This window comes from Rhizobacter sp., from assembly GCA_021153565.1.
In the GTDB taxonomy this organism is placed as follows: domain Bacteria; phylum Pseudomonadota; class Gammaproteobacteria; order Burkholderiales; family Burkholderiaceae_C; genus Albitalea.
The window spans coordinates 24,438-37,000 of sequence record JAJKJU010000348.1; the positions used below are offsets into that span (position 1 = coordinate 24,438).

At 62.4% G+C, this 12,563-nt stretch carries 12 protein-coding genes; 9 read left to right on the forward strand and 3 right to left on the reverse strand.

The genetic code is table 11. From position 1 onward, the window contains the following. Nucleotides 1-54: 54 nt before the first annotated feature. Nucleotides 55-540 carry a YqaA family protein gene (locus tag AC30NL_RS21485; RefSeq protein ID WP_489466029.1) on the forward strand — a complete coding sequence of 162 codons (486 nt, stop codon included), beginning with the start codon at nt 55-57 and terminating at the stop codon, nt 538-540. A 95-nt stretch (nt 541-635) separates the two neighbouring features. After that, nucleotides 636-1,049 carry a hypothetical protein gene (locus AC30NL_RS21490; RefSeq protein ID WP_489466018.1) on the forward strand — a complete coding sequence of 138 codons (414 nt, stop codon included), beginning with the start codon at nt 636-638 and terminating at the stop codon, nt 1,047-1,049. A 6-nt stretch (nt 1,050-1,055) separates the two neighbouring features. Here AC30NL_RS21490 and AC30NL_RS21495 read toward each other — a convergent pair whose 3' ends face one another. The 3 genes from AC30NL_RS21495 to AC30NL_RS21505 all read right to left on the reverse strand — a co-directional run bounded on the left by AC30NL_RS21495 (nt 1,056) and on the right by AC30NL_RS21505 (nt 5,515). Continuing rightward, nucleotides 1,056-3,161, reverse strand: coding sequence for an NAD(P)-binding protein (locus tag AC30NL_RS21495; RefSeq protein ID WP_489466019.1), 2,106 nt, complete (start codon nt 3,159-3,161; stop codon nt 1,056-1,058). A gap of 56 nt (nt 3,162-3,217) precedes the next feature. Next, nucleotides 3,218-4,735 (reverse strand): winged helix-turn-helix domain-containing tetratricopeptide repeat protein, encoded by a 1,518-nt coding sequence (locus AC30NL_RS21500; RefSeq protein ID WP_489466020.1) that lies wholly within the window; start codon nt 4,733-4,735, stop codon nt 3,218-3,220. A 237-nt stretch (nt 4,736-4,972) separates the two neighbouring features. Next, nucleotides 4,973-5,515 carry a phasin family protein gene (locus tag AC30NL_RS21505; protein WP_489466021.1) on the reverse strand — a complete coding sequence of 181 codons (543 nt, stop codon included), beginning with the start codon at nt 5,513-5,515 and terminating at the stop codon, nt 4,973-4,975. 230 nt (nt 5,516-5,745) lie between these two features. Here AC30NL_RS21505 and AC30NL_RS21510 point away from each other — a divergent pair, with 230 nt between their 5' ends. The 7 genes from AC30NL_RS21510 to aroQ all read left to right on the forward strand — a co-directional run bounded on the left by AC30NL_RS21510 (nt 5,746) and on the right by aroQ (nt 12,424). Further along, on the forward strand, nt 5,746-7,788 hold the full coding sequence (locus AC30NL_RS21510) for a ribonuclease catalytic domain-containing protein (RefSeq protein ID WP_489466022.1): 2,043 nt from the start codon (nt 5,746-5,748) through the stop codon (nt 7,786-7,788). A 7-nt stretch (nt 7,789-7,795) separates the two neighbouring features. Next, on the forward strand, nt 7,796-8,656 hold the full coding sequence (locus AC30NL_RS21515) for an energy transducer TonB (RefSeq protein ID WP_489466023.1): 861 nt from the start codon (nt 7,796-7,798) through the stop codon (nt 8,654-8,656). 329 nt (nt 8,657-8,985) lie between these two features. After that, nucleotides 8,986-9,819, forward strand: a complete 834-nt coding sequence (gene aroE, locus AC30NL_RS21520) for a shikimate dehydrogenase (RefSeq protein WP_489466024.1) — start codon at nt 8,986-8,988, stop codon at nt 9,817-9,819. Next, nucleotides 9,816-10,664, forward strand: a complete 849-nt coding sequence (locus AC30NL_RS21525; RefSeq protein WP_489466025.1) for a transglycosylase domain-containing protein — start codon at nt 9,816-9,818, stop codon at nt 10,662-10,664. The genes aroE and AC30NL_RS21525 overlap by 4 nt, the downstream gene beginning before the upstream one ends. Nucleotides 10,665-10,733: 69 nt before the next feature. After that, on the forward strand, nt 10,734-11,327 hold the full coding sequence (locus AC30NL_RS21530; protein WP_489466026.1) for a hypothetical protein: 594 nt from the start codon (nt 10,734-10,736) through the stop codon (nt 11,325-11,327). Then, entirely contained in the window at nt 11,324-11,845 is a 522-nt protein-coding gene (locus AC30NL_RS21535) for a TlpA disulfide reductase family protein (RefSeq protein WP_489466027.1), read from the forward strand. Before AC30NL_RS21530 ends, AC30NL_RS21535 begins: the two co-directional genes overlap by 4 nt. Nucleotides 11,846-11,986: 141 nt before the next feature. Further along, nucleotides 11,987-12,424: a type II 3-dehydroquinate dehydratase gene (aroQ, locus tag AC30NL_RS21540; RefSeq protein WP_489466028.1), complete on the forward strand. Its 438-nt coding sequence runs from the start codon at nt 11,987-11,989 to the stop codon at nt 12,422-12,424. Nucleotides 12,425-12,563: the final 139 nt, after the last annotated feature.

Below are 12,563 nucleotides of genomic sequence, written 5' to 3' on the forward strand. Positions count from 1 at the left end.
GCGGCTCGAATTTTGGTTTCCGGCGCCCATCACACCGTTCGCATAATGCATTTGATGGATGCATGGATTCAATCGCTGCTGGCTTTTCTCGCGTTGCCGAAATACGGACTCAGCACGATCTTCATCGTCGCCTTCATTTCGGCGACATTGCTGCCGCTCGGCTCCGAACCAGTGGTCTTCGGACTGATCCAATTGAACCCAAGCCTGTTCTGGCCGGCAATCCTGGTCGCTACGCTCGGCAACACGCTGGGCGGCGCCGTCACCTGGTGGATGGGCTTCGGCGCGGAACGGGCGTACGAGCGTGTCACGCACGATGTCAGCGCTGCCCATCCTCGCGCACTGCGATGGCTCGAGAGATTTGGCGCGAAGGCCTGCCTGCTCGCATGGCTTCCCATCGTCGGCGATCCGCTGTGCGCCGTCGCCGGCTGGCTGCGCCTGCCCTTTTGGCCCTGCGTGTTCTATATGTCCATTGGCAAGTTTGCTCGCTACGTCGTGATGACGGTCGGCTTGCTGGGCTTCTGGCAATGGTGGAACCTGTAACGTCAGGCTTCAGGACATTTCAGTAGCGCCTCAGGACTTGAGCCTCGCCAAAAGCGACAGTGGCATCACTGAATCAAGGAACGCCGGAGTCGCCAATGAACGCAGCCACCGCCATGCAGATGTCCAACTCTCCCGTGATGCGGAAGCGGCACCGCCCGATGTCGTTGCTGGTTGCGCTCCTCGCGCAAAACCTCAAGGAGGTATCGCGTCAAACCGACGTGATGGTGTGCCGCCAGCCCGCGTCCGACGTGCCCGTACCGGCATCGTGGCTCCCGTCCAGGCGCGAGTCGCGCGAGCCGTTGGATGCCCAGTGGGACGAGGACATGGTCGACTGGAAATCGGTCGGCACCAGCACCGACCAGCCTGAATACCTGGAGCACACCACCGAGCCACACCGCATCACTGTGACGCGCCTTGGAAGTACCCGCCCGCCCATGCTGCTGTTCGGCGGTGTAGCCACCATCTCCCTCATCGGGTGGATCACTCTCGGGTGGATGGCTCTCGTTTGAGGCGAGTCATGCCCTCGCTTGAACACGCCTGTTCGCCGGATACCCGGTGATCGCCGACAGTGCGGGAAAGCCGCTGATCGCGTGCGACGCAAGCCGCCCGCCCATCACCGCACCCTCAACGCTGCCCACGTTGAGCCCTGTGTAAATCCAGTCCCCCGCGATCACGAGGTTGTCGAAGCCCGTGCCCCAGGCCTTGAGTCGATACTTCGTGCTTCCCGGCGGCGACAGCACGTAGCGCTCGGTCGGGTCAATGTTGGCTCGCCAGAACTGCTGGTCGAAACGCTTTGAGCCAGCGCCGGCGTTGGCTTCGTCATAACCCTGCAGCAAGCTGAAGTCGAGCCCGATCGGGTCGCCCGGGGGATTGACCTTGTTGGTGGTGGCCAGCGGCAACAACGGGCCCATGCTGGCCTGCAGGTATTGAATGCACTGCGCCTTCACGCGCTCGTTCTGGCGACGAGGGTATTCGGTGTCGGTGAAGGGCGGCGGCTCGTCGTAGTCGGGCATGACGCCCGAGAAGTACCACAAGGCCTTGGGCGTGTTCGCCTTCGGCCATGACTCCCACCTCAGCAGGTGCGTGAAGTCGACCTGCCCGTCCAGCGGATTGATGTAGGTCGCGCCAATCACCGTGTCGTACTCGTTCTTGAACTCGAAGTCCCAGCCCATGTCCTTGGTCGAACGGTTGAACCAGAGCTGCATGGTCTGCGTCTGCGCGGTCTTGACCTTGTCGACCATGTCGCGCCAGTCCTGCCGCGCATCGAGCAGTTCCTTGCACAAATAGGGCACGGCGCCTATGGATATGGCGAACACAACGCGGTCGTAGTCACTGCCGGCGATCAGTCGCTTGTGCGCGACCGGCTGCCAGCGCGTCCAATACGACTCGAGGTCGATCTGCTCCGCCTTCAATGCGTCGCCTTCAGCCAATTGCGAGTAGTCCGGGTCCGCGGGCCACGAAGGCAACCCCTTCACGTCGATCAGCGGCTGGTATTCGACTGTTGGGTTCTTGAGCGTGGCCTGGATGCCGATGTTGACTGCCGCCACGGACTTTTTGTCGGCGCTCAATTCGAGCGACTCGACCTTGTGGAAGAACTCGAACTTCACACCGCGCTTCTTCAGCACCTCGTACATCGGTGCGATCACCGTCTCGCCGGTGCCGGCCTCGAACAACCAGGCGAAGGCGCCCATGTAGGCGAAGCTGCGCAGCGTCCAGTGCAGGTAGGCACCCGCGCCCATGGTCGCCGTGCGCGTGGTGTCGCCATTGGGATATTGGTAGGACAGGTTCGTGGTGTTCAGCGACATGGCCGACGACACCGTGAGCAGCGATGCGCCGTGTCGCTGCAGCCAGTCGGCGAAGTTCTCGTCGTCGATGGAGTCGAAGCCCTTGTTGGCAATGTCGTCCTTGATCGTGCCGCGCACGATCGCGAGCAGGAAGTTGCTCACGATGTAGATGCGTCGCAGGTCGTCATTGTCGGCAAAGCTGGTGCCGAGGTGCTTGGCGAGCCACTCCCAAGCTTTGTCGAGCAAGTCGATGATGTCTGCGCCGATTTCGAGCGCCACCTTGAGCGCTGCATCGAGCCCATGCATCAGCAGGCGCCCCACTTCGGCCTCGAAGGGATTGCCCTTGGTAATGTGGCTGAGGTTGTCTTCGAAGAGCTGCTTCACGAAGCGCACCAGCGCGCTGACCCAGTCGGTGACTTTCCCCAGCGACGAAGGATCCCCGGGTGACAAATCGTTGGTCGGCGCAGTGAAAGGCCAGCGCTTCCAGTTGTTGTCGATGAACTCCCACATCAGGACGAAGCTCTCGGGCTTGAAGGCTTCTTCGAACGTCGCGAGCGGCTGGCCGGGCTTGCGGCCGAGCGCTTCATAGCACTCGCGCATCATCGGCAGCGCGTTGTAGTAGCAGCCGAGAAAGCCGTGGATACCGTGTTCCTCGATGCGGTCGTTGGGCCCGCGGCCAGTGGCGCACTTGCCGCCCAATCGCCAGCCGAGCTGGTAAATGGTGACGTCGAACTTTTTTTGCCATTCGGGCTGGCTCGTGAGTTCGAATGCGGTGCTCAACGCAGCGATGCCGCCTCCAAGAATTGCAATCTTCTGAGGTGCAGTTGTCTCAGCCATTCTTCCTCCTTGATCGTTGTCGGTGCCCGATGCGCTCGGGCGGGCGCATATTTTTGTCAGCCTTCCCATCCCACAAGTCTGAGAGCCGCGACGAAGCGATCGAGCTGAGCCAGATCGGCAAACGGGTGCCCGACCTTGAGCGTCAGCATGTTGTAGACGGGCATCGATCGGCGCGCCTCGGCCATGGCTTCGTGAGCGCGGGGAAGGTCACCGGCTCCCGCATGACAGGCGGCGAGCAGGTAATAGTTGAAAAACCAGTCGGGGCGCTTGGACACCGCTTCGATCGCGTGCAGTACGGCCTCCTCCATGTGCCCCTCGATGAAGCACGCGATCGCCTTCGAGCGCAGCCATAAGCTCAGGTGTGGGTCGCTCGGGCTGCACTGCACGGCACGCCGCACCTGCTCCATCGCTTCGTCGAAGCGGCCTGAGAAAGCGAGCAGCCGGCCGAGTTCGCCTGCGGCGGCAGCGAAGTTCGGATAGAGGTCGAGCGCGCGCCGTTGCTCGGCCATCGCAGGTTCGAGCTTGTTGATGCACGACAGCGCGGTGCCGAGCGTGAAGTGCGCGTAACTGTCTTGGTCGTCGTTGCGTACGGCTTCCAGCGCGAGGCGATTGGCTTCGCGGATCAGCCGTACCGGATCGTCCGATTTGCCACGCCAGGCGTCGGACATGTAGGTGAATGACAGAAGCGCGAGGCTGGCCGAATCATTGGGCTTGACCTGCAGAGCCTGCTCGAGCAGGCGCCTCGCCTCGTTGTTGTTTTGCGGCGTGGAGCGCCAGAAATTCCAGCGCGCCCGCATGAGCAGGTCCCAATGCTGGATGTCGCGCGGCGCGTGGTGCACGGCCCGAGTTTCTTCGCGGCGGAGGAACACTGGTTCGATGGTGCCGGCGATGGTCGACGAAATTTCGTCCTGCACCGCGAAAAGATCGGTCAGTGAGCGATCGAAGCGGTCTGCCCATGCAGTCTCGCCGCGCGCGCCATCGACCAGTTCGGCAGACACGCGCAGCTTGTCGCCCGCCCTCCGCACGCTGCCCGCCACGAGGTAGCGCACACCCAATTCGCGGCAGATCGCACCGAACGAGAGCTTGCTCTGGCGGTAGGTAAATGAGGAGTTGCGTGCGATGACGAAGAGCCAACTCGATCGTGCCAGGCTCGCGATGATGTCTTCGGCGAGGCCGTCCGCGAAATATTCCTGCCCTTGCTCGCCGCTCAGGTTGGCAAAAGGCAGCACCGCGATCGACGGTCGCGTGCCGGTCGATTCGATCGCCTTCGGCACCTGCTCATCGATGCGCGCTGTGAAGCGGTAGCCTCGGCCGGGAATGGTGGCGATGACGTCCGGCCCCAGCAGCTTTCTCAGGGTGGAAATCTGCACCTGGAGGTTGTTTTCCTCGACAACGACATCGGGCCACACGATGTCCATGAGCTCGTTCTTGCCCATGAGTTCGCCGGCTCGCTTGGCCAAGGCCAGCAAAACGTCGAACGCACGTGCGCCAAGCACGGCGGGTTCGCCGTGAATCAACAAGCGCCGCTCGTGCGGCTGCAGCTCGCAGTGACCAAACCGAATCGAAGCGGACACGCCGTTTCCTATCACGCTCACATTGGGGGCAAATGTATCGCGTGATGCATCTTCCGGACCATCAACTGCAAAACAGGTGTCAACAATCCAATGGCGATTCACCGAGGTAGTGCATGCTCGAGGTCATTGAGGACGCCTTCCAGCCGTTGAAAGCCTGTGCACGGCGTGCCCGAAGTGTTTCCCGCAGATCGGTGACGCTGGGCGCCGAAGCACCCTTGTCCAATCGATGAATGACGCTCACACAGCGCGGCGGGCCGAAGCGCGCCTGGCGGCAGGCTTGGCGACGCTGTTGGCGTTCTTCGCAGCCGCCGGCTTCGCAGCCGCGCTCTTCGCAGCACGAACCGGAGCGGTCTTCGACAGCTTGGCGACTTGCGCACTCAGTTCGTCGATGCGGGCGATCAGGGCTTCCACGTCCTTCGAAGAAGGCACGCCAAGCTTGTTCAGTGCCTTGGAGGTCCGTTCCTCGAAAATCGATTCGAGCTTGTCCCATTGCTGGCCGGCCTTGGCCGTCACGTCGCCCGCCATATTGCTCATCTTGCTTGTCACGTCACCGATCTTTTCTTCCGCGGCGGCTTGCGTCTTGCGTTGCAGCGAGGTGCCTTCCTTCACGAGGGCCTCGAAGACCTTGCCACCTTCTTCCTGCGCCTTCGAGAAGGCGCCGAGGCCGGCCAACCAGATCTGCTGGGCCGATTCTTTGACGGTGCCGGCGAGAACGCTGTCGAAAATACCAGCAGTGGAAGCGGCCTTCTTGTCAGCCATTTTCTTGACTTTCTTGACCATGGTGTGTTTCCTCTGAGTGTGTCGCGGTGGTGGAGGCGCTGCGAGCGTCTCACCCGAGCAGCGGCATGGGGGAACTATAGGTCTCGCCATGGGCACAGGCTTCACATTCTCTAGTGAGCCGGCTCGATGGTGTGCAGCGGGTGCAGGGCTCGGCCTCTCACGCCGTGCTTTGCCCACTCTTCCACAAGTTGGAACCCGGACGGCCTTGCGCATGGGCGACAATTCACAAGATGTATGCATTGTTTGAAGACGGCGGGAAATTTCTGGCCGGGCGGGTGATGACCGAGGCGGACAGCTCGATGCAGATCGAGCTGGACTCAGGCAAGCGCGTCAAAGTCAAGGCGGCCAACGTGCTCCTCAAGTTCGAGAAGCCGTCGCCTGCCGAACTCATTTCTTCCGCGCAGTTAGTCGCGCGGGACATCGATCTCGATCTGGCCTGGGAGTTTGCGCCGGAGCAGGAATTTGGATTCGCGGATCTTGCTCGCGATTATTTCGATGCCAGCGCCGACATCACCAAGCAGGCAGCGGCGCTTTTCCGGCTGTTTGAGGCGCCTCATTATTTTCGACGGCTGGGCAAGGGCAACTTCAAGAAGGCGCCTGAAGAGATTGTCAAGGCGGCCCTTCTGGGCATCGAGCGAAAGAAGCAGATTGCGGCGCAGATCGATGCCTGGGCCACCGAGTTGGTGAACGGGCAGTGCCCGGCATCAGTTCGCGAACAGCTTTACAAGATTCTCTTCAAACCCGACAAGAACGCACCCGAATACAAGGCAGTGGTCGAGGCGTCCAAGCGGGCGCAAAAGGCGCCGCTCGATCTGCTGACAAACGCCGGCGCCATCGACTCGCCCTACCAGTTTCACTGGAAGCGCTTCTTGTTCGAGAACTTTCCGAAGGGCACGGGTTTTCCGTCTCTGTCGGCACCGCCGATCAAGGAAGCCTTGTCGCTGTCGGCGGCACAGGCATTTTCCATCGATGATTCAGCCACGACCGAGATCGACGATGCCTTGTCCGTGCAAGGTCTCGGCACGGGAACTGTCGTTTTCGGCATCCACATTGCCGCGCCCGGCTTGGCGATCACACCCGACGGCAATGTCGACAAGGTCGCACGCGATCGCTTGTCTACCGTGTACATGCCCGGCTACAAGCTGACCATGCTGCCCGATGACGTTGTTCAGGCCTACACCCTGACCGAAGGGCGCGACTGCCCTGCGGTGTCGCTGTACGTGACCTTCGATGAAGCCTCGTTTGAAGTCAAGGCCAGCGAGACGAAGCTCGAACGGGTGAGCATCGTCGCAAATCTTCGGCACGATCAGCTCGACAGCGTGATCACCGAAGCATCGCTCACGGGCGAAGCGGAGGCGACCTACCGCTTCGCGCCGGAACTCGCCTTCGCTTTCCGACTTGCCAACCATCTGAAAGCCTTGCGCGAAGTCGCACGCGGCAAGCCTGAAAACTTCAACCGGCCGGACTACAACTTTCGCCTCGAGGGCAACGACGGCCGCGAACCGCGCGGGGACGAGTCCGTGTCCATCGGGACGCGCCGTCGCGGTGCGCCGCTCGACCTCATCGTGGCCGAGGCCATGATTCTTGCCAACAGCACCTGGGGCGGATGGATCGCCGACTGCGGCGTGCCTGGCATTTATCGCAGCCAGGCCAGTCTCGCGCCGGGCGTGAAGGTGCGCATGGGCGTGAAGCCCGCGCCGCATGCGGGCATGGGCGTGGCGCAATACACGTGGGCCACCTCGCCGTTGCGGCGCTACGTGGACCTCGTGAACCAGTGGCAGATCATTGCCTGCGCACGCCACGGCCGCACCGCCGCGCTTGCAGCGCCTTTCAAGCCCAAGGACGCGGCGCTGTTCTCGGTCATCTCCGGCTTCGATGCGGCCTACACCGCTTACAACGGATTCCAGTCGGGCATCGAGCGCTACTGGACGCTGAAGTACCTCGAGCAGAACAAGATCACCGAACTCGACGCCGCCGTCATGAAAGATGGCCTCGTCCGCGCCGACGACTTGCCGCTTGTGTTCCGCGCGTTGGGCGCAGACAGCCTGCCGCGAGGCGCGCATGTGCGCGTACGCATCACGGGCACCGATCTGCTCACGCTCGACGTGCATGCCAATGTGATCTCGCGCATCGACGATGTGCAAGCGCAGACTGACACGGCTGTTGACGACGCGGATGCAGAAGAAGCTGCCGAGAGTGCCGGCCCGCTCACGCTCGCCATCGACATCAAGGACGGCGAAGACGAGACGGCCGCGGCCGCCACCGTGGCCTGACCAAGCGATGCTGCGCAAGCTTTCGACACTGCAGATCGCCTTGCTCGGGTCGCTGGGTTTTCACGCGGCCTTGCTCGGAATCCAGCGCTCGAATCCGCAGGCCTTCGACCGCATTTTTCAGGACACCCCGCTGGAGGTGATCCTCGTCAATGCACGCTCGAAGGAAGAGCCTGCCAAGGCGCAGGCGATCGCGCAGGCAACGCTTGCAGGTGGCGGCGAGCTCGAGAAGGGCCGTGCCACGTCACCGTTGCCGCCGTCGGCCACGGTCGAACTGGGCGAAAGCATCGAGTCGTCACGCAAGCAGATCGAGCAGTTGCAGGAACAACAGCGGCAGTTGCTCACCCGGCTTCGCCAGCAGATGGAAGCCCTGCCCGCACCCGACCCCCAACAGGAGGCGAAGACCCCCGACGGCAAGTCGGCCGCCGAGCAGCGCCGGCAACTGCTGCAGCTCACGGCGGAAATCGAAAAGCGCATCAACGAAGAGAATTCGCGTCCCAAGAAGCGCTACATCAGCCCGGCCACCAAGGAAGCCGCCTACGCGATGTACTACGACCGCTTGCGCCGCAAAATCGAAGAGCGCGGCACGCATAACTTTCCAGAAAACCGCGGGGCCAAGCTTTACGGCGAGCTGGTGGTGGTGTTAACCGTGGACGCACTTGGCCGAGTGGTCGATTCAGAGGTCGCAGTACCGTCGCAATCAACGCTGTTGGACAAGCGGGCGCTGGCCATCGTCAAGGCTGCCGCTCCCTTTGGGCCCTTTACCTCCACAATGCGGCGCGAAGCCGATCAACTCGAAATCACTTCGCGCTTCACCTTCGCAGGCGAAGGCGGACTCACTACCACGTTGATGGCCAACCCGGGACGTTAAGCATGACCCAAAGCAATTGGGGGCGCAGGGCAGGATGCGATGCAAGGCGCGTCGAGCGCCGTGTGGCGGGCCACGCAAGCGAGAAGCAACGCCGCAGCCCGCCTGCCCTGCGCCCCCAGAACGCGAAATTATTTCAGGCCACGTCCTGAGAGGCTGAGAGTATTTCGATCATGCCCGCTCATCACGCCAAAAGACCCCTGCTCGTCGTTGCAAATGCTCGCCATAGCCCGGGCTATGGTTGTGCTTTGCGCCTAGATCAGGTGTCTTTTGACGCGCTGCTCGGGCACGCTCGAAAAACTCTCAGCCTCTAAGCTCGCCCCAACAGATTGATGGATCGCTACGTCGTGGCCGGCAACCCGGTCGAACACAGCCAGTCCCCCTTCATTCACGCTCACTTCGCCGAGGCGACCCGCGAGTCGATGGAATACGGCCGGCTGCTCTGCCCGCTCGATGCGTTCGAGGCCGCCGTGCGCCGATTTGCCGACGAAGGCGGACGAGGCTGCAACATTACCGTGCCCTTCAAGTTCGATGCGTACAAGCTCGCGAAAAGGCGCAGCCAACGCGCCGAGCTGGCGCAGGCAGCTAACGTTCTGCGATTCGATGCAGATGGCTGGTTCGGCGACAACACCGACGGCGCGGGGCTGGTCGGCGACATTGAAGGCAATGCGGGCATGCGCCTCACAGGACTGCGCGTGCTGCTGATCGGCGCGGGCGGTGCGGCAGCCGGCGTGATGGGGCCGCTGATCGACGCAGGCGCGGCTCAGCTCGTGATAGCAAACCGCAGCGTGGACAAGGCGAAGGCGCTCGTCGAGCGGCATCGCGAGTTGGCGCGAGCCAAAAACACTGAGCTGCGTGCCGCCACATTGACGGATGCAGGCGATGCATTCGACGTTGTAGTCAACGCCACCGCCACGAGCCTGACCGGCGCAGCCATTCCTGTCGAAGCGCGTGTGTTGCGCCCTGGCACCTTGGCGCTGGACATGATGTATGGGCCGGCTGCGCAAGGCTTTCTCGATTGGGCCGCCGCGCATCGCGCCATCGGCCGGGACGGCTTGGGCATGCTCGTCGAGCAGGCGGCTGAAGCCTTCCTGGTGTGGCGCGGTTTGCGGCCGCCGACCGGCACCGTGCTTGCCGCGCTGCGCCAACAGCTTGCGGGCAAATGAAAGACGCCTGGGCGCGCACCCTTCGGCACTTGTGGCGCATCGTCGCGCTGGTGCTGTTGTCTTTTGTAGCCTTGCAGCTCTACTTCCTGATGCGTGTGGCGCTGATGACCGTGGTCGACCCGCAGTCCACCGCCTTTCAGCGCTCCGAGGCGTGGCGGCTGCTGAAGGAGACTCACCAGATCCGCTGGAGTCAGCAATGGGCCGACTATGGGCATATTGCGACGCCGCTTAAGCGTGCGGTGATAGCGTCTGAAGACGCCAACTTCTTCGACCACAGCGGCGTCGAATGGGATGCGCTGGAAAGAGCATGGGAGAAAAACCAGGCCGCCGAAGCCCGGGTCGCGAAGATCAATGCCGAACTCGAAAAGCGCGCAGCGCAACAGGCTGCACGAGAGACCGCGAGGGCCAGCAGGCGCAAGCCGGCATCTGCGACAGCGCCGCCGCCACCGCCCAAACCCGTTACACACGTGACGCCAAAGATCGTCGGCGGCTCAACCATCACGCAGCAGCTGGCGAAGAACCTCTTTCTCGGCAGCGAGCGCAACGTCGCACGCAAGGGGCAGGAGTTCCTCATCACGTTCATGCTGGAAAGCCTCCTGAGCAAGCAACGCATCCTCGAGATCTATCTGAACAGCGTCGAGTGGGGGGAAGGTGTCTTCGGTTCCGAGGCCGCGGCACGACATTACTTCCACACCAGCGCGGCAGCACTTGGGCCGTCGCAGGCGGCGCGACTGGCCGTGATGCTGCCCGCTCCCAAACGCTTCGAGAAGAAGCCCGATTCAGCCTACGTACTCGGCCGTGCCGGCACTGTCATGGCGCGCATGGGAGCCGTGGAACTGCCCTGATGCGGACCGCCGACAGACTATGAACGGGCAGGGAAGCAGCCTGCCATCGCCCCACCTAAAATCGAGCGCATGTCCTCCACATTCACGGCCGAGATCGCCGCCACCGCTGCCCGCCTCGTGGTCGAGGAGGGCATGGAGTACGGACCGGCAAAGCGCCGCGCGGCCAAGATCTTGGGCAAGCAAGGCACACGGGCGGCCGAGTTGCCGAGCAACGACGAAGTTGAGGACGAGGTGCGGGTCTACCTCGATCTCTTTTGCGCCGACACCCAACCTGCTGAACTCGCCGCCCTGCGAGAAGTGGCGGTCCGATGGATGGAGCGTCTTGCAGAATTTCGCCCTCACCTCACCGGCGCCGTCTGGCGCGGAACAGCCACCCGGCTGTCCAGCGTGCATCTGCAGCTCTACTGCGACGACTCGAAAGCAGCCGAACTGGCACTGATCGACAAGGGCGTCGACTATGACGTGGGGGGTCTCACCGGCCCGCGCGGCGAACCCGTCGACGTGCTGACCCTCGCATCCCGAAGCGACGCCTTGGGCGAATTGGTCACCGTTCACCTCACGGTGCTCGACCACGACGACTTGCGCGGCGCATTGAAACCGGATGTGCGCGGCCGAACCCAGCGGGGCGACTTGGCCGCCCTGCGCACTCTGATGAACCCATGAAACGACGAATACTCCTGGGTGCGGGCGTGGGCGCGGCGGCGCTGGCCGCGGGCGGGGGCTTCTCGCTGTACCGATCACGGGTATCCGGCTCGGAGATGGAGTCCGCGCTCTGGCAATTGAGCTTCGAGCAGGCAAGCGGCGGGACGCTGAGCATGGCCAGCTTGCGCGGCCGTCCGTTGCTACTTAATTTCTGGGCAACTTGGTGCGCACCCTGCATCAAAGAATTGCCCATGCTCGATCGGTTCCACCGTGAAAAGCAGCCGGCGGGCTGGCAAGTGGTGGGGATTGCAGTGGACGGACCGACCCCGGTACGCGAGTACCTCGGGCGACTTCCGATGAGCTTTCCCATCGGCTTGGGCGGGATGGAAGGTGCCGAACTGAGCCGGACACTGGGCAATGTGAGCGGATCGCTTCCCTTCACCGTGGTGTTCGCAGCGGACGGAAAAATCCTGGCACGAAAGCTAGGCGCCTTGGCGTCATCAGACCTGGATAACTGGGTCAAACGGGCAAATTCCTGACCCGGGAAGCAAAACGCCCTGTTTAAAGTTGTCAAGTCAATTAATTTCCTGCAAAGCACCGGTAACGTCCCCTAAAGCGCGTAAAGTTCGCCCGGTTTAACAATCTGCCGGGTCCTTTCCGACCCGGTATTTCAGCGCTCGATGCAAGTCCTCGTCCTTCACGGCCCGAACCTGAATCTGCTGGGCACCCGCGAGCCGGGCGTCTATGGCTCGACCACTTTGGATCAGATCGATACAGAACTGGGACACATTGCAGCCAAAGCCGGCGCGAAGCTTGTTTCCTTTCAAAGCAACCACGAAGGCGTCCTGATCGACCGCGTGCATGAGGCCCGCACCGATGGAACGCAGTTCATCATCATCAATCCGGCGGCTCTCACGCATACCAGCGTCGGACTGCGGGACGCCTTGGCCGGTGTCGCCCTTCCGTTCATCGAAGTGCATCTGTCTAACGTGCACAAACGCGAGCCCTTTCGTCATCACTCGTATTTCTCGGATCTCGCCGTCGGCGTGATTTGCGGACTGGGCGCCACCGGTTACAGGTTGGCGCTTGACTACGCTCTCGGCCAAACGAGCCCCTGAGAGGCTGAGAGTATTTCGACCATGCCCGCTCATCACGTCAAAAGACCCCTGCTCGTCGTTGCAAATGCTCGCCATAGCCCGGGCTATGGCTGCGCTTTGCGCCTAGATCAGGCGCCTTTTGACGTGCTGCTCGGGCACG